This window comes from Erwinia sp. PPS120 (assembly GCF_047918655.1).
Taxonomy (GTDB): domain Bacteria; phylum Pseudomonadota; class Gammaproteobacteria; order Enterobacterales; family Enterobacteriaceae; genus Erwinia; species Erwinia tasmaniensis_A.
In genome coordinates, this window is sequence record NZ_JBLREF010000010.1 from 88,647 (window position 1) to 104,950 (window position 16,304).

Annotated in this window: 14 protein-coding genes and 1 pseudogene; 7 read left to right on the plus strand and 8 right to left on the minus strand. The window is 55.9% G+C overall.

Annotated features, from left to right (window positions below; genetic code table 11):
- Nucleotides 1-18: 18 nt before the first annotated feature.
- The 5 genes from yeiB to mglC all read left to right on the plus strand — a co-directional run bounded on the left by yeiB (nucleotide 19) and on the right by mglC (nucleotide 6,337).
- A complete protein-coding gene (yeiB, locus tag ACLRGG_RS06585) occupies nucleotides 19-1,185 on the plus strand; it encodes a DUF418 domain-containing protein YeiB (RefSeq protein WP_416248966.1) in 1,167 nt (388 codons plus the stop codon).
- Between the two features lie 176 nt (nucleotides 1,186-1,361).
- Entirely contained in the window at nucleotides 1,362-2,402 is a 1,041-nt protein-coding gene (gene galS / locus ACLRGG_RS06590; protein ID WP_416248979.1) for an HTH-type transcriptional regulator GalS, read from the plus strand.
- A gap of 300 nt (nucleotides 2,403-2,702) precedes the next feature.
- Entirely contained in the window at nucleotides 2,703-3,695 is a 993-nt protein-coding gene (gene mglB, locus ACLRGG_RS06595; RefSeq protein ID WP_416248967.1) for a galactose/glucose ABC transporter substrate-binding protein MglB, read from the plus strand.
- Between the two features lie 91 nt (nucleotides 3,696-3,786).
- Nucleotides 3,787-5,307 (plus strand): galactose/methyl galactoside ABC transporter ATP-binding protein MglA, encoded by a 1,521-nt coding sequence (gene mglA, locus ACLRGG_RS06600; RefSeq protein ID WP_067708580.1) that lies wholly within the window; start codon nucleotides 3,787-3,789, stop codon nucleotides 5,305-5,307.
- A 19-nt stretch (nucleotides 5,308-5,326) separates the two neighbouring features.
- Nucleotides 5,327-6,337 (plus strand): galactose/methyl galactoside ABC transporter permease MglC, encoded by a 1,011-nt coding sequence (gene mglC / locus ACLRGG_RS06605; RefSeq protein WP_416248968.1) that lies wholly within the window; start codon nucleotides 5,327-5,329, stop codon nucleotides 6,335-6,337.
- Between the two features lie 47 nt (nucleotides 6,338-6,384).
- Here mglC and sanA read toward each other — a convergent pair whose 3' ends face one another.
- The 6 genes from sanA to metG all read right to left on the minus strand — a co-directional run bounded on the left by sanA (nucleotide 6,385) and on the right by metG (nucleotide 13,423).
- Nucleotides 6,385-7,122, minus strand: a complete 738-nt coding sequence (gene sanA / locus ACLRGG_RS06610) for an outer membrane permeability protein SanA (RefSeq protein ID WP_416248969.1) — start codon at nucleotides 7,120-7,122, stop codon at nucleotides 6,385-6,387.
- A 165-nt stretch (nucleotides 7,123-7,287) separates the two neighbouring features.
- A complete protein-coding gene (locus ACLRGG_RS06615; RefSeq protein ID WP_416248970.1) occupies nucleotides 7,288-8,985 on the minus strand; it encodes an NAD-dependent malic enzyme in 1,698 nt (565 codons plus the stop codon).
- 162 nt (nucleotides 8,986-9,147) lie between these two features.
- Nucleotides 9,148-10,032 (minus strand): cytidine deaminase, encoded by an 885-nt coding sequence (gene cdd / locus ACLRGG_RS06620; RefSeq protein ID WP_416248971.1) that lies wholly within the window; start codon nucleotides 10,030-10,032, stop codon nucleotides 9,148-9,150.
- 126 nt (nucleotides 10,033-10,158) lie between these two features.
- Nucleotides 10,159-10,851, minus strand: a complete 693-nt coding sequence (locus tag ACLRGG_RS06625; protein ID WP_416248972.1) for a CidB/LrgB family autolysis modulator — start codon at nucleotides 10,849-10,851, stop codon at nucleotides 10,159-10,161.
- Nucleotides 10,844-11,239, minus strand: a complete 396-nt coding sequence (locus tag ACLRGG_RS06630) for a CidA/LrgA family protein (RefSeq protein ID WP_416248973.1) — start codon at nucleotides 11,237-11,239, stop codon at nucleotides 10,844-10,846. Before ACLRGG_RS06630 ends, ACLRGG_RS06625 begins: the two co-directional genes overlap by 8 nt.
- Before the next feature lie 153 nt (nucleotides 11,240-11,392).
- A complete protein-coding gene (metG, locus tag ACLRGG_RS06635; RefSeq protein ID WP_416248974.1) occupies nucleotides 11,393-13,423 on the minus strand; it encodes a methionine--tRNA ligase in 2,031 nt (676 codons plus the stop codon).
- Between the two features lie 171 nt (nucleotides 13,424-13,594).
- On the opposite strand from metG, the gene apbC reads away from it, so the two are divergent.
- Nucleotides 13,595-14,707, plus strand: coding sequence for an iron-sulfur cluster carrier protein ApbC (apbC, locus tag ACLRGG_RS06640; protein WP_416248975.1), 1,113 nt, complete (start codon nucleotides 13,595-13,597; stop codon nucleotides 14,705-14,707).
- A 141-nt stretch (nucleotides 14,708-14,848) separates the two neighbouring features.
- Here the strand turns inward: apbC and ACLRGG_RS06645 are convergent, their stop codons facing one another.
- Together ACLRGG_RS06645 and ACLRGG_RS06650 are read right to left on the minus strand one after the other, a co-directional pair.
- The gene (locus ACLRGG_RS06645) at nucleotides 14,849-15,286 is read right to left on the minus strand and encodes a GNAT family N-acetyltransferase (protein WP_416248980.1); all 438 of its coding nucleotides are present in this window, start codon (nucleotides 15,284-15,286) and stop codon (nucleotides 14,849-14,851) included.
- A gap of 101 nt (nucleotides 15,287-15,387) precedes the next feature.
- Nucleotides 15,388-15,636 (minus strand): hypothetical protein, encoded by a 249-nt coding sequence (locus ACLRGG_RS06650; protein ID WP_416248976.1) that lies wholly within the window; start codon nucleotides 15,634-15,636, stop codon nucleotides 15,388-15,390.
- A 394-nt stretch (nucleotides 15,637-16,030) separates the two neighbouring features.
- Between ACLRGG_RS06650 and ACLRGG_RS06655 the strand changes: the two are divergent.
- A pseudogene (locus ACLRGG_RS06655) lies at nucleotides 16,031-16,304 on the plus strand (transposase); the annotation flags it as partial.

Genomic DNA, 16,304 nt, shown 5'->3' on the forward strand with positions numbered 1-16,304 from the left:
TAACACAGGACAGGAGTCATGCCGCGTATTCACACGCTGGATTTTATCCGTGGGCTGGCTATTCTGGGCATTCTGCTGCTCAATATCATCGCGTTTGGCCTGCCCCGGGCCGCCTACCTTAATCCTGCCTGGCACGGGCTGCCGCCGGATTATGACGCCTGGTGCTGGGCGCTGGTCGATCTCTTTGCCCAGGAAAAATTCCTTGCCCTGTTTGCGTTACTCTTTGGCGCCGGTCTGCAGATGCTGCTGCCGCGGGGCAAACGCTGGCTCCAGGCACGGCTCAGCTGGCTGGTGCTGTTGGGTTTTCTGCACAGCACCCTCCTGTGGGACGGGGACATTCTGTTCGACTACGGCCTGATTGGGCTGGTGGTCTGGCGGATGATCCGCGATGTTTCTTCCAGCCGCCAGCTCTTCAATACCGGCGTAATGCTCTATCTGATTGGCAGCTGTGCGCTTGTCGTGCTGGGACTGGGAGCCTCTTCACACCCCAATAGTGGCTGGCTGCCGGGTTTTGCCGACGTGCAGTACGAAACCTTCTGGAAGACCCAGGGGGGCTGGCCTGCAATTCTGAACCGACTCGACCTCTTCTCATCCGGCCTGATGGCGCTGCCCGTGCAGTATGGCTGGCAGCTGGCCGGGTTGATGATGGTCGGCAGCGCCCTGATGCGCAGCGGCTGGCTGAAAGGCAGCTACAGCCTGGCACATTACCGCCGCACCGCCGCTATCCTTATCTCGCTGGCCTGGCTGATTGAGCTTCCCGCTATCGCTTTACAGTGGGCTTCCGGCTGGGAATTCCGCTGGTCCGGCTTTTTTCTGCAGGTTCCCCGTGAAATTAGCGCGCCGCTACAGGCAGCAGGGTACGCGGCGCTCTGTTTTGGCTACTGGCCCACGCTGTCGCGCCTGAGGATAACCCGGGCAGTGAGCGGCGTGGGACGTATGGCGCTGACCAACTATCTGCTGCAAACCCTGATATGCACCACCCTGTTTAATCGTCTGGGCTGGTTTAACCAATGGGATCGCTGGCAGCTGGTGGCGATGGTGCCTGCCGTGTGGCTGGTAAACCTGTCGTTCTCCCTCTTCTGGCTGCGCCATTTCCGACAGGGCCCGGTTGAATGGCTGTGGCGCAGGCTCACGCTGCTGAACGGCGGTAAGCCTCTGACGACGGGTTTTCCGGGAAAGGGATAATCACTGCGTTGTCAGGAAGATGATGGCGCTCACAAAGGCAGGAGAAAGCGTTGTAACCGTTTTCATCCCTGTGACGACTTTCACGTAGCCGCGCCGCTTATGCTGTAAGAATGGCCTCCAGTCAATCTGACATCTGGAAGGTCTATGCATCAACCATTCTCTCCGGGCCGCTGCCCATGATGACCATTCGTGATGTCGCCCGCGCAGCGGGTGTCTCGGTGGCCACCGTTTCACGCGTACTGAATAACAGCGCCGTCGTTACGCAGAGCACCCGTGATGCGGTGTTAAAGGCGGTCGATGGCCTCGGCTATCGACCCAATGCTAATGCCCAGGCGCTGGTCAACCAGGTCAGCGATACCCTTGGCGTTGTCGTGATGGACGTCTCCGATCCCTTTTTTGGTGCGCTGGTTAAAGCGGTGGATTCGGTTGCACAGCGCTGGCAAAAGCACGTGCTGATTAACAACGCCTATCATCAGGCCGACAAAGAGCGGCATGCCATTGAGGTATTGATCCGTCAGCGCTGTAACGCCCTGGTGGTGCATGCGAAAGCGCTTGAGAATGCAGAGCTGATCTCGCTGATGGACGAAGTCCCAGGCATGGTGATGATCAACCGCGTGGTGCCGGGCTATGCGCACCGCTGCGTCTGCCTTGATAACGTCAGCGGTGCGCTGATGGCCACCCGCATGCTGCATCAGCAGGGGCATCAACGTATTGGCTATCTGGCCTCGAGTCACGGGATTGAAGATGTGCACCAGCGACGTGAGGGGTGGCGGCAGGGGCTTTCAGAACAGGGCATTCTGCCGCCGGAAAACTGGATAGCAAGCGGTGAGCCGGATATGCAGGGAGGCGAAGCGGCAATGGTTGAGCTGCTTGGCCGCAACCTGCATCTGAGCGCGGTTTTTGCCTATAACGACAGTATGGCGGCAGGCGCGCTGGCCGCACTGAAGGATAACGGCATCCGGGTACCGCAGGCGTTATCCCTGGTCGGCTTCGATGATATCCCCATTTCACGCTACACCGATCCACAGTTAACGACGGTTCGCTACCCGATTATTTCTATGGCAAAGCTGGCGACGGAATTAGCGCTCAGGGGCGCGGCCGGGCAGCTGGATGAAAGCGAACAGCACTGCTTTATGCCCACGCTGGTACGCCGCCATTCGGTTGCGTTCTGTCAAAATGCGGAGCCGGTCACTAACTCAGGTGATTCCCTGGTGTAACCGTTTTCAATCTGTGAGTAAATTCACAGTTAATTAACATCTCATTCTCTATGATGGCTGCGACCTGACGGTAATGAAACATTATGTAACGCAGGTCAACCCTTATATGATGGCGGTTTCTGGCTTGTTGAAATAATAAATTACAAAGCCGTCCGGAAGTGGTACCGCAGGGGGGAAGTCGTTTTTATTTAACACATAACTGGCTTTGCTTAACGTTACGTCAACCTTAACGCCTCGTCGGGATCGCGCTGTTGCAGATCCGCGACGCCGCAGACCACCCTGTTTAAAACCGGAGATACTATGAAGAAGGCTTTCACCCTCACCACCCTGGCTGCCAGCATGATGTTCGGTGCAGCGGCTCACGCCGCCGACACCCGTATCGGCGTAACGATCTACAAATATGACGACAACTTTATGTCCGTCGTGCGTAAAGACATTGAGAAAGAAGCCAAAAACAGCGCGGGCATCCAGCTGCTGATGAATGACTCTCAGAACAGCCAGTCCACCCAGAACGATCAGATCGATGTGATGGTCGCCAAAGGCGTTAAGGCGCTGGCAATTAATCTGGTTGACCCGGCGGCGGCGGCAGTGGTGATAGCGAAAGCCAAAGCGAATGATATTCCGGTGGTCTTTTTCAATAAAGAGCCGACCGCCAAAGCGCTGGCCAGCTATGACAAAGCGTATTACGTCGGGACCGATTCAAAAGAGTCCGGGGTGAAGCAGGGCGAGCTGATTGAGAAACACTGGAAAGCCAACCCGTCATGGGATCTGAACAAAGATGGCGTGATCCAGTTCGTGCTGCTTAAAGGCGAGCCTGGCCACCCGGATGCGGAAGCCCGCACCAAATATGTTATCGACACCCTGAATAAAGACGGTCTGAAAACCCAGCAGCTGCATCTTGATACCGCGATGTGGGACACCGCCCAGGCGAAAGATAAAACGGATGCCTGGCTTTCCGGCCCGAACGGCAACAAAATTGAAGTGGTCATCGCCAATAACGATGCCATGGCTATGGGGGCGGTTGAGGCGCTGAAAGCTCATAATAAATCCTCCGTGCCGGTCTTCGGCGTCGATGCCCTGCCGGAAGCGCTGGCCATGGTGAAATCAGGCGCGATGGCCGGCACCGTGCTGAACGACGCCGGGAACCAGGCGAAAGCGACCTTTGAACTGGCGAAAAACCTCGCCGCTGGCAAGCCCGCAACCGAAGGCACCCAGTACAAGCTGGATGGCAAAGTGGTACGCGTAGCCTACGTGCCGGTGGATAAAGACAACCTGGCCCAGTTTTCTAAATAACTCAGATCTGACGGGCGCAGCCCTTTGCGCCCGCTACCGGGCTGGCGATCGGGCCCGCCTGGTTTCACGCAACAATTAGCCAGGTAGAACTATGGCCAGTGATAAAGTGCAAACACAGCGCGAATACCTGCTGGAGATGACCGATGTCAGTAAGTCATTCCCGGGTGTGAAAGCGTTGGACCATGTCAATCTCAAAGTGCGTCCGCACTCCGTCCATGCCCTGATGGGTGAAAATGGCGCGGGGAAATCGACGTTATTAAAATGCCTGTTTGGTATTTACAGCAAAGACGCGGGCACCATTCTTTTTCAGGGCCAGGAAGTAAATTTTAACAGCGCGAAGGAAGCGCTGGAAAACGGCGTGTCGATGGTACATCAGGAGCTGAACCTGGTACTCCAGCGCACGGTAATGGATAATATGTGGCTTGGACGCTACCCGAAAAAAGGCATATTTGTCGATCAGGATAAAATGTATCGCGATACTAAAGCGATATTCGACGAGCTGGATATTAATATCGATCCGCGCGATAAAGTGATTACGCTGTCCGTATCGCAGATGCAAATGATCGAAATTGCCAAAGCATTTTCCTATGATGCAAAAATTGTCATTATGGATGAGCCGACCTCCTCGCTAACGGAAAAAGAGGTGAATCATCTGTTCACCATTATCCGTAAGCTGAAAGCGCGCGGCTGCGGGATCGTGTATATCTCGCATAAAATGGAGGAAATTTTCCAGCTGTGTGATGAGATAACTATCCTGCGCGACGGTCAGTGGATTATTACCCAGCCGCTGGAAGGGCTGGATATGGATAAGATTATAGCGATGATGGTGGGGCGTTCGCTCAATCAGCGCTTCCCGGATAAATCGAACGTGCCGGGGGAAACCATTCTGGAGGTGCGCAACCTCACATCGCTGCGCCAGCCGTCTATCCGCGATATCTCCTTCGATCTGCGCAAGGGTGAAATCCTGGGCATTGCCGGACTGGTGGGGGCAAAGCGCACCGACATTGTCGAAACCCTGTTTGGCATTCGCGAGAAATCCGGCGGCACCATCCGGCTGCACGGCAAAAAGATCAATAACCACAGCGCAAACGAAGCGATCAATCACGGCTTTGCGCTGGTTACCGAAGAGCGTCGCGCGACGGGTATTTACGCTTTCCTGGATATCGGGTTTAATTCGCTGATTTCCAATATCCGTAAATATAAAAACAGCGTTGGCCTGCTCGATAATAAGCGGATGAAAAGCGACACCCAGTGGGTAATTGATGCCATGCGGGTGAAAACGCCTGGGCACCGCACGTCGATCGGCTCCTTATCGGGAGGGAATCAGCAGAAGGTTATTATTGGCCGCTGGCTGCTCACCCAGCCTGAAATTTTAATGCTGGATGAGCCAACGCGCGGCATTGACGTAGGGGCAAAGTTTGAAATTTATCAGCTTATTTCAGAGCTGGCGAAGAGAGAGAAGGGCATTATTATTATCTCCTCCGAAATGCCAGAGCTGATAGGCATTACCGACCGGATTCTGGTAATGAGTAACGGCATGGTTGCAGGCATAGTCGACACAAAAACCGCTACGCAAAACGAAATATTACGTTTGGCATCATTGCACCTTTAATGAGGTAAGGGCTGTTACCATGAAAGCAGTTAATAAGAAAAATGCGCTCACCTGGCTGAAAGAGGGCGGAATATACGTTGTATTACTGGTGCTGCTGGCGATTATTATCTTTCAGGATCCCACCTTCCTGAGCTTAATGAATCTGAGCAATATTTTAACCCAGTCGTCGGTGCGGATTATTATTGCGCTGGGCGTCGCCGGGCTGATTGTCACCCAGGGTACCGACCTGTCGGCCGGTCGTCAGGTCGGCCTGGCGGCAGTCGTCGCCGCAACGTTGCTTCAGGCGATGGACAACGCCAACAAGGTGTTCCCGCATATGGATACGGTGCCAATTCCCCTGGTTATCCTCGCGGTATGTCTTATCGGCGGGATTATCGGGCTGGTGAATGGCCTGATCATTGCTTATCTGAAGGTGACGCCCTTTATTACCACCCTGGGCACCATGATTATCGTTTACGGCATTAACTCGCTCTATTACGACTATGTGGGTGCCTCGCCAATCGCGGGCTTTGACGAGAAATTTTCAACGTTTGCGCAGGGGTTTATTCGCTTCGGTGACTTTAAGCTGTCGTACATTACCTTTTACGCGGCTATCGCCATTTTCTTCGTCTGGGTACTGTGGAATAAGACCCGCTTCGGGAAAAATATCTTTGCCATTGGCGGTAACCCGGAAGCGGCTAAGGTCTCGGGCGTTAACGTCAATTTCAACCTGATCCTGATTTATGCGCTATCGGGGGTGTTTTATGCCTTTGGTGGCATGCTGGAAGCGGGACGCATTGGGTCGGCGACCAATAATCTGGGCTTTATGTATGAGCTGGATGCGATAGCGGCCTGCGTCGTGGGCGGTGTCTCCTTCGCAGGCGGCGTGGGAACGGTAGCGGGCGTGGTCACCGGGGTGCTGATTTTCACCGTGATTAACTATGGCCTGACCTATATCGGCGTGAACCCTTACTGGCAGTACATTATTAAGGGCGGCATTATTATATTCGCCGTGGCGCTCGACTCGCTGAAATATTCGCGGAAGAAGTAAAGGCGTCCTGCGCCCGCCGCGTGTGGGCGTCGGGCAGAATGACGCCATCACTGAGGGTCGTGCGGTTTTTTCTCCAGCTTTTCCTGTAGCTCCAGCAGCTGCTCCGGCGTCACGGCGGGATAGCTCTGGGCATCTTCCGCCACCTCCTGTCTTGCCGGAATTGGCACCAGCGGGCCAAGAAAACGCGGTTCACGCTTCATCAGATACAAATCAGCCAGCGCGCCCAGCCGGGCGCCCACCTCACGTACGCGAATATTGATCATATTCTTTGGCGACGGCACCGCATAGCACTGGGCCTGAATCCCCATATGCAGGGCAATAAACAGCGCGCGCTCGCAGTGAAAACGCTGGGTGATAATAATGAAGTCGTTGGTATCAAACACTTTGCGGGTGCGCACTATCGAATCCAGCGTGCGGAACCCGGCGTAGTCGAGCACGATATCTGCCGGGTCGACGCCTGCGGCAATCAGATCGCGGCGCATGGTCATCGGCTCGTTGTAGCTTTGCTGGGCGTTGTCACCGCTTAGCAGCAGGTAGTTTACCTTACCGCTGTTGTAGGCGTTAATGGCGCCCTGAATGCGGTAAAGGTAATACTGATTAATCACGCCGGTGCGGTAGTACTTAGCGGTCCCCAGGACCACGCCCACCTGGCGGTGCGGCAAAGATTTAAGATCGTCGTAGACCCAGGGCGCGGTTTTGACGCTTATCCAGCGATCCAGGCCGAGCGCGGTCACTACCATCAGCGTAGCGATGATAATCAGACCATAAATCAAGCGTTTTACCATGCCGGACGTTGCTCAGCGTTGCTGCCTAAGGATGGGTCAAGGCTACTTTACCCAGGGAAACGAAGCAAGCAGCGCTGCACCATATGGTGGCATTTCGCACAATACGCGCTGGCAGGAAACTGAGGGCGGGAAAACGCCGGGCGTGGGAAACGCCCGGCAGCAGGATCAGATTGAAGTACGACGATAGTTACGGTACTGCGGCAGCCAGAAGTTGGCGGCGATGGATTTTGACAGGACGTCTTCTGACGTTACTACCGCCACGCCTGCCAGCTGGGCAGCCTTGCCCACCGCCATGGCGATCACTTTTGACACGCCCTGAATATCCTTCACCTCAGGCAGTACCGGACCGCGGCCGTCATTGACCAGCGGAGAGCAGTCTGCCAGCGCGCGGCTGGCGGCCATCAGCATGCTGTCGGTCACGCGGGTCGCACCCGAGGCGATAACGCCCAGGCCGATGCCCGGGAAGATGTAGGAGTTATTACACTGGGCAATTGGATAGGTCTTCTCTTTCAGCAGCACCGGAGAAAACGGGCTGCCGGTCGCGACCAGTGCCGCGCCATCGGTCCAGGCCAGAATATCCTGCGGGGTGGCCTCAACGCGTGACGTAGGGTTAGAGAGCGGCATCACAATGGGACGCGGACAGTGTTTGTGCATTTCCCGCACGATCTCTTCGCTAAACAGGCCCGGTTGACCGGATACGCCAATCAGGATGTCAGGACGTGCATTGCGTACCACATCCAGCAGCGACAGCGAGTCAGACGCGACATCCCAGTGCGCCAGCTTTTCACTCTTCTGCACCAGCTTCGTCTGGAAGTTGAGCAGGTTAGGCTGCTTATCGGTCAGCAGGCCAAAGCGGTCGACCATATAGACGCGCGCGCGAGCTTCTTCGTCGCTCAGCCCTTCTGATTTCATCTGCGCAATAATCTGTTCGGCGATACCGCAGCCCGCAGAACCGGCACCGAGGAACACCACCGTCTGCTCGCTCATGGTGCTGCCCGCTGCGCGGCTGGCCGCAATCAGCGTCCCCAGAGTGACCGCCGCGGTGCCCTGAATGTCATCGTTAAAGCAGCACACTTCATCGCGATAGCGCTCCAGCAGCGGCATCGCATTTTTCTGCGCGAAGTCCTCGAACTGCAGCACCACGTTTGGCCAGCGGCTCTTCACGGCCTGGATAAACTCGTTAACGAAGTTATCGTACTCTTCGCCGGTGATGCGCGGGTGACGCCAGCCCATATACAGTGGGTCGTTTAGCAGCTGCTGATTATTGGTGCCCACGTCCAGTACCACAGGAAGGGTATAGGCCGGGCTGATGCCGCCACAGGCGGTATAGAGCGACAGCTTACCAATCGGGATCCCCATGCCGCCGATGCCCTGGTCACCCAGGCCAAGAATGCGCTCACCGTCAGTGACTACGATCACCTTTACATTCTGCTTGGTGGCGTTTTGCAGCATATCTTCAATGCTGCCGCGATTAGGATAGGAGATAAACAGCCCGCGCGCGCGACGATAAATTTCAGAGAAGTGTTCGCAGGCAGCACCCACGGTCGGGGTGTAGATAATCGGCATCATCTCTTCAAGATGATTGTCCAGCAGGCGATAAAACAGCGTTTCGTTAGTGTCCTGGATATTGCGCAGGTAGACGTGCTTGTCGTTATCGTTTTTGAAATCCTCAAACTGTCGCCATGCGCGCTGGGCCTGTTCTTCAATGGTTTCCACCGTTTCGGGCAGCAGGCCGTTGAGGTTAAAATCGTTACGCTCTTCGACAGAGAAGGCGCTGCCCTTGTTCAGCAGGGGGAATTCCAGCAGGATAGGGCCAGCGTAAGGGATATAGAGCGGTCTTTTACTTTCGTAGTCGAGTTCCATGCGGGTATTACTCATTCGAAGCGGGAAGGTGTGGAACAATCCTAAAATAATTCATCTGAAAGTACAGCTTTTGTTAACAATTGATAACAAAAGCAGCAGCATTATTGCCGTTACGGTGCGACGCAATGGGCCATCTGGTCGCACCCAGGTGGAATAATGGCATCAGGCTAGCGGTGTCACGGTCAGATGGTTGCAGCCCAGCGCCTTAAGCGTTGCTTCGGTTGCCTGGTACTGAATCACCTTCGCCTCCGCTGATTCCGCCAGTACCGCCCGCCGGATTTGCTGCACGCTGCGCCCGGACAGGTTCAACAAAATCAGCGCGGCCTGCAGCGGCGGGAGGCTGGGGTTAAACGCGGCGTTCTCCGCATAGGAACCGGCAAAAATCGCGCCGTCCGACGCCTCCAGCGCGACGCCGCTCCAGGCCTGGGTATAAGGAGCATGGCTGCGATTAGCGGCCAGAAGGGCTGCCTGGGTCAGCGCATCGCCCTCTGGCTGAATACCCTGGTCGGTCTCATCCATCAGCAGGGTCTGGATCGCCAGGTCACGCGGCCCAAAGGCATCCGGCAGATAGTGGCCGAGCGTGGCGGTGTCGCGCCCTGGCAGATCGATTTTCAGCGCGGTTCCGCTGTTTAACTCATTCATAAACTGGCGGCAGTGGCCGCAGGGCGTGTAGTTAACGGCGATCGCCTCCAGCTGCCGTTCGCCCCTGAGCCAGGCATGGGTAATCGCGCTCTGCTCGGCATGAACCGTCTGCTGCATTGTGGCGCCGCTGAACTCCATATTGGCGCCGAACCACAAATGACCGCTTTTGCCGCGCGCGACTGCGCCGACGTTAAAGTCAGAAAGCGGGGCAACGGCGCAGGCGGCCGCCAGCGGTAGCAGGGCAAACGCCAGCTCGCGATCGTTCAGACCGCTAACATTTTTGATCTCTTCAACCTGCTGCGGAGTGAAACACGCCGCAAAATCATCACGGGAAAGTACAGGCAGCAGGGCGCTCTGCAGCAGCGTGGGCAGCGCGGTAAACGCTGCCTGGAAACGTGGGTGCATATCAGGCCTCTCTGGCAGATTTGGCCGCTTATTCTGGCGAGCCGCCGCAGCGTTGTATGTGATTTTGTTCACATTTACAATGTAATCTGTGAAAAAGAATCCTCAAATGAGAGACTTGCCGCAAGTTTACCGCCACAGGTGCATCATGATCGGAAAGATAAAGGGTGCCAGCAGCGAGGTAATGATGCCGCAGATCACCAGCGCCAGCGAACTGTAAGCTCCTTCCTGGTAGTCCAGCTCGGCGCAGCGGGCGGTGCCCAGCGCGTGCGAGGCGTTGCCAATGGCCAGTCCGCGCGACGCCCTGCTCTTTATTTTGCACAGGTTAAGCAGCATATGACCAAACACTGCACCCAGCACGCCGGCCATCAGGACGCAGATCGCGCTAATCGCCGGGATGCCGCCCAGGGTCGCGGAAACGGCCATGGCAATTGGCGTGGTCACGGACTTAGGCATAATGGTTGCCGCTATTTGCGGCGACGCGCCCAGCCAGAGGGCAATGGCCGTGCCGGAGATCATGGCGGTCATACTGCCGATAAAGCAGACGCTGATAATCGACTTCCAGCGCGCCCGAATCTGATGCATCTGCTCGTAGAGCGGCAGCGCCAGCGCGACCACGGCGGGCTGCAAAAGCTGATTCAGCAGCGAGCTGCCCTGAAAATAGCGGGCGTAGGGCATTTTTAGCAGCACCAGCAGCGGCACAATGACCACGATGGATACCAGCAGCGGATTCACCAGCGAGATTTTTACCTTTGCAGCCAGCTTACGTGCAGCCAGGAACACCAGCAGGGTAAGCGGCAGCGACCACCAGATATCACTCATTTTCCGCCTCCGTTAATCCCGCTGTTATGCCGTGCAGACGGTGTGAAATCAGGCCAACGGTCAACAGAACGACAAAGGTGCTGACGACGCAGGAGATAACAATGGGGCCAAACTGCGCGCTCAGTACCTGCGTGTAGTTCATTATTCCCACGCTGATGGGGACAAACAGCAGCGCCATATAGCGGATAAGCAGATGACTGCCGGGTCTGACCCACTCAACCGGCATAATCTGTGAGGCCAGCAGCGCAAAGAGGAGCAGCATGCCGATGATACTGCCTGGAATGGCCACCGGCAGTAAAGAAGCGATGCCGTTACCGGCGTACAGGCAGAGGTAAATGATGATGAAGGCGCGAAGGTATCGCCAGATAAATGACAGCGCGCGGCGCATGAGGCACTCCTGCTTTGATGAACGTGAATCCCATAATGGAGAATAAAGCGTAGTGTGACTCAGCCGGTCAGAATAAAAAAGGGGCGAACCCCGTCGCCCCTTAATGTGCCTGTTCAACCCGGTTTATCCGGGCTGAGTAAGGCTGGTACAGGCTTACTTAACCTGCATGCCCGGCTGCGCACCGCTGTCCGGGCTGAGCAGGAAGATATCCTTACCGCCCGGGCCAGCGGCCATCACCATGCCTTCGGAAAGTCCAAAGCGCATTTTACGCGGTGCAAGGTTTGCCACCATCACCGTCAGACGACCTTTCAGCACCTCCGGGTCCGGATAGGCAGCGCGAATACCTGAGAACACCTGACGCGTTTCGCCGCCCACGTCCAGGGTCAGGCGCAGCAGCTTGTCAGAGCCTTCAACCAGCGTGGCGTCCTGGATCAGCGCGATACGCATATCCACTTTGGCGAAGTCATCGAAGCCAATCGTCTCCTGGATGGGCGCATCGGCCAGCGGGCCGGTTGGAGCAGGCTGGCTGGCGGCGGCATCCTCTTTGGAGGCTTCGATCAGCGCATTGACTTTATCCATCTCAATACGGCTGTAAAGCGCCTTAAAGGCTGAGATATCGTGATCGAGCAGCGGCTGTTCGGTCCCCTCCCAGTTCAGGGTCTGGTTTAAAAACGCTTCAGCGCGTGCGCTCAGTGAAGGGAGCACCGGCTTCAGCCAGGTCATCAGCACGCGAAACAGGTTCAGGCCCATCGAGCAGATTGCCTGAAGATCGGCATCGCGCCCTTCCTGTTTTGCCACCACCCACGGCGCCTGCTCGTCTACGTAGCGGTTAGCCATGTCCGCCAGCGCCATAATTTCGCGCACCGCGCGGCTGAACTCACGGCTGTTCCAGGCTTCGCCAATACTGACCGAGGCATCGGTAAAGGTTTTATACAGCGCCGGATCGGCCAGTTCGGCAGAGAGCCGACCGTTGAAACGCTTGTTAATAAAACCCGCGTTACGCGAGGCCAGGTTCACCACTTTGTTGACGATATCGGCATTGACGCGCTGCACAAAATCTTCCAGATTCAGATCGATATCATCAATGCGCGAGGAGAGCTTGGCGGCGTAATAGTAGCGCAGGCTGTCCGCATCCAGATGCTGTAACCAGGTGCTGGCTTTGATAAAGGTACCGCGTGATTTGGACATCTTCGCGCCGTTGACCGTCACATAGCCGTGCACGAACAGGTTGGTTGGCTTACGGAAGTTGCTGCCTTCGAGCATCGCTGGCCAGAACAGGCTGTGGAAATAGACGATATCCTTGCCGATAAAATGATAAAGATCGGCGTCGGAATCCTTCTTCCAGAAAGCGTCGAAATCGATGTCTCCACGCCTGTCGCACAGGTTTTTAAATGAGCCCATATAGCCGATAGGCGCATCCAGCCAGACATAGAAGTATTTGCCCGGCGCATCGGGGATTTCAAAGCCGAAGTAGGGCGCATCCCGGGAGATGTCCCACTGATTCAGCCCCGATTCAAACCACTCCTGCATCTTGTTCGCGACCTGCTCCTGGAGCGCGCCTGAGCGCGTCCACGCCCTGAGCATTTCGCTAAACTCGGGCAGGTCGAAGAAGAAGTGTTCAGAATCGCGCATTTCCGGCGTCGCCCCGGACACCACGGACTTAGGTTCAATCAGTTCGGTCGGGCTGTAGGTGGCACCGCATACTTCACAGTTATCACCGTACTGGTCGGCCGATTTACATTTCGGACAGGTGCCTTTCACAAAGCGATCCGGCAGGAACATGCCTTTTTCCGGATCGTAAAGCTGTGAAATGGTGCGGTTTTTGATAAAACCGTTTTCCTTCAGGCGGCCATAAATCAGCGCTGAAAGCTCCCGGTTTTCGTCGCTGTGCGTCGAATGGTAGTTATCATAGCTGATGTCAAAGCCGGCAAAGTCGGTCTGATGCTCCTGACTCATTTCGGCAATCATCTGCTCGGGGGCAATACCCAACTGCTGAGCTTTCAGCATTATCGGGGTGCCGTGCGCGTCATCCGCACAGATGAAGTAAACCTGATTGCCGCGCATTCGCTGGTAACGGACCCATATATCTGCCTGGATATGCTCGAGCATGTGGCCGAGATGGATGGAACCGTTAGCGTACGGCAGGGCGCACGTTACCAATATTTTTTTCGCGACTTGAGTCATAGTAAGACTTGCTATACCTGTTTAAATAGGGGGGATAGATGGTAACCGAGAGTCGTCCCTGCGTAAACTGTACTGCGATCCCGATTGGGGGTTTTGCCGGGCATCGCGCTGCTCTAAGCGACATCTGATATGCTTAACTCTTACACCTCACACTGAATACAAGGAGCCGGGATGTCGTTAAATTCCCAGCAGCAGCACTCTCCGGAAGCGCTGCGCGCCACGGTGATGGGTGTTCTGACCCACTTTGAACACCCAACGCTTCAGGCTAATCTCACCACGCTTAAGGCGCTGCACCACTGCGCGCTGATGGACAATACCCTGCATCTTGACCTGCTGATGCCTTTCGTCTGGAACGGCGGTTTTGAGGTGCTGAAAGAGACGACCAGCGCCGAGCTGCTGCGTCTGACCGGCGCAGAGGCGATTAGCTGGCGGCTGAGCCACGAGGTTGCCACGCTGAAGCGGGTGAAAAACCAGCCGGGCGTTAAAGGGGTGAAGAACATCATTGCCGTCAGCTCCGGCAAAGGCGGGGTGGGGAAATCCAGCACGGCGGTAAATCTCGCGCTGGCGCTGATAGCAGAAGGGGCGAAGGTCGGGCTGCTTGATGCCGATATTTATGGCCCGTCACTCCCCGATATGCTCGGTACGCGGGACGAGCGGCCCACCTCGCCGGATGGCACCCATATGGCGCCCATTATGGCTCACGGGCTGGCGACCAACTCCATCGGCTATCTGGTAACGGAAGATAATGCCATGGTGTGGCGCGGCCCGATGGCCAGCAAGGCGCTGATGCAGCTGCTGAATGAAACGCTCTGGTCAGAGCTGGACTATCTGATCCTGGATATGCCGCCGGGCACCGGTGACATTCAGCTGACCCTGGCGCAGAACGTGCCGGTGACCGCCGCGCTGGTGGTCACCACCCCGCAGGATATTGCCCTCGCGGATGCCCGCAAGGGGATAGTCATGTTTGAGAAGGTCAGCGTGCCGGTGCTGGGCGTGGTGGAAAATATGAGCGTGCATATCTGTAGCAATTGTGGCCATGCCGAATCGATCTTTGGCAGCGGCGGGGCGGAGAAGCTGGTCAGCCAGTACCATACGCGTTTGCTAAGCCAGCTTCCGCTGCATATTACGCTGCGCGAGGATCTGGACGACGGAGTGCCCACGGTAGTGCGCCGTCCGGACAGCGAGCTGACTCAGCTGTATCGTCAGCTGGCGGGAGAGGTTGCCGCCCAGCTTTACTGGCAGGGCGAGGTGGTTCCGGCTGATATTGCCTTCCGCGCGCTTTAACGGCACGTCCAGGCTGAGTCAGAACTGCACGTCCTGGCTCAGCCAGAGTCAGGTAAATTTAGCTCGCTACGGCTGTTCCATCCCGCCCCGGCCGGCTTAACGTCTCAACCCGGGGAACGCATACCCCGGGTGTAAGCGCTATTAGCCTGGCTTCATACCGCGTACAAAATGCATCAGCCAGTACTCGCCCTGCTCGCTCTCGCCGTCGGCCAATATCCGCCAGCCGTGCTGTTGATAAAAGGCGGCGGCGGCTTTATTCGCCTTCAGACACTTGAGTGCGCCGGTAGAGGTAAAGCCGTTTTGCACCGCCGTCAGCAATGTCCGACCCACACCGCGCCGCTGCGCGTCGGGATCGACAAACAGGCTATGCAAAAAATTATCGTTCGGTAGCAGGGCGGCAAAACCCAGCCGGTGGTCGTTCTCCTCCGCGACCAGAATACGTTCGCCCAGCGTGACCCGGTCAAAGTCCTCCAGCCGCCAGTCGCTGCCGTCAAGCCAGAGCCAGCTGGCCCTGCGCGAGGCAAGGAACAGCGTACGCAGAAAAGGGCGATCGGCTTCGGTAAAGGGCCGCACATTTATCATTTATAAACCCTGTTTTAGCCGGACCTTAGCCAGATGTTGGCCGCCAGCGAAACGACGGCCCTGGGCGCGCCGTGCGCCCGGCTGGCCCGGTGGGGGCGCTACCTGACCAGCTTGACGTGACGTTCGCTGTCAAGCCCTGTTCCCCGGTAGTCGTAGTCAATTTTACCGGCCTCAAACAGCTGATCCAGCAGTTTGTAATTATCCGGCGGCGTGACGTTGCAGCGGTGATTCAGGGTGGTGTCCAGAATCGAAAACGACGCATCGCCGCGTGAAATCTGTTCCAGGTATTGCAGCATCTTCAGTGCCGCCACGCTGATGCCATATTCTTCATTAAGCGGTCTAATCATGTATCTTCCCGTCTGCTGCCTGTCTGTCCGGCAGGGTGCCCCTCAGATTAGCGGAATGTCGGACTTTAGCAAAATGTAGGCGGGGATAAAGCCATTTTTCATATGCAGGAGCTATGAGCGCCGGTTATCCGCTCAGTCTGCCGGGCGTGGGCGCGTAAGGGATGTAACGGAAAACGTCAGTTAAAACAGGAGGTTTATTTATAGCTTTATGCCCACAAAAAATTTAATAATGCATTATAAATTTTTAAAATAATTTAATTCACTGTGTCAGATTTTTTATCTGGTCGTTTTTAGCTTGGAGTGAAAATCTATTATAAAAATTTAATGGGTTTGAATCGCCACGGGTTTAACAGACACCTCAGAGTCATTTAAGATGACTTAAAGAGAGGTGCTCATGAGCGGTAAGCGTTATCCTGAAGAGTTTAAAATTGAAGCAGTCAAACAGGTTGTTGATCGTGGTCATTCTGTTTCCAGCGTTGCAACACGTCTCGATATCACCACCCACAGCCTTTACGCCTGGATAAAGAAGTACGGTCCGGAGTCTTCCACTAATAATGAACAGTCAGATGCTCAGGCCGAGATCCGCCGTCTTCAGAAAGAGTTGAAGCGGGTTACCGACGAAAGGGACATATTAAAAAAAGCCGCGGCGTACTTCGCAAAGCTGTCCG

Coding starts and splice junctions, on each gene's coding strand:
- yeiB (WP_416248966.1), top strand. CDS start 19: ATGCCGCGTATTCACACGCTGGATTTTATCCGTGGGCTGGCTATTCTG.
- galS (WP_416248979.1), top strand. CDS start 1,362: ATGATGACCATTCGTGATGTCGCCCGCGCAGCGGGTGTCTCGGTGGCC.
- mglB (WP_416248967.1), top strand. CDS start 2,703: ATGAAGAAGGCTTTCACCCTCACCACCCTGGCTGCCAGCATGATGTTC.
- mglA (WP_067708580.1), top strand. CDS start 3,787: ATGGCCAGTGATAAAGTGCAAACACAGCGCGAATACCTGCTGGAGATG.
- mglC (WP_416248968.1), top strand. CDS start 5,327: ATGAAAGCAGTTAATAAGAAAAATGCGCTCACCTGGCTGAAAGAGGGC.
- sanA (WP_416248969.1), bottom strand. CDS start 7,122: ATGGTAAAACGCTTGATTTATGGTCTGATTATCATCGCTACGCTGATG.
- ACLRGG_RS06615 (WP_416248970.1), bottom strand. CDS start 8,985: ATGGAACTCGACTACGAAAGTAAAAGACCGCTCTATATCCCTTACGCT.
- cdd (WP_416248971.1), bottom strand. CDS start 10,032: ATGCACCCACGTTTCCAGGCAGCGTTTACCGCGCTGCCCACGCTGCTG.
- ACLRGG_RS06625 (WP_416248972.1), bottom strand. CDS start 10,851: ATGAGTGATATCTGGTGGTCGCTGCCGCTTACCCTGCTGGTGTTCCTG.
- ACLRGG_RS06630 (WP_416248973.1), bottom strand. CDS start 11,239: ATGCGCCGCGCGCTGTCATTTATCTGGCGATACCTTCGCGCCTTCATC.
- metG (WP_416248974.1), bottom strand. CDS start 13,423: ATGACTCAAGTCGCGAAAAAAATATTGGTAACGTGCGCCCTGCCGTAC.
- apbC (WP_416248975.1), top strand. CDS start 13,595: ATGTCGTTAAATTCCCAGCAGCAGCACTCTCCGGAAGCGCTGCGCGCC.
- ACLRGG_RS06650 (WP_416248976.1), bottom strand. CDS start 15,636: ATGATTAGACCGCTTAATGAAGAATATGGCATCAGCGTGGCGGCACTG.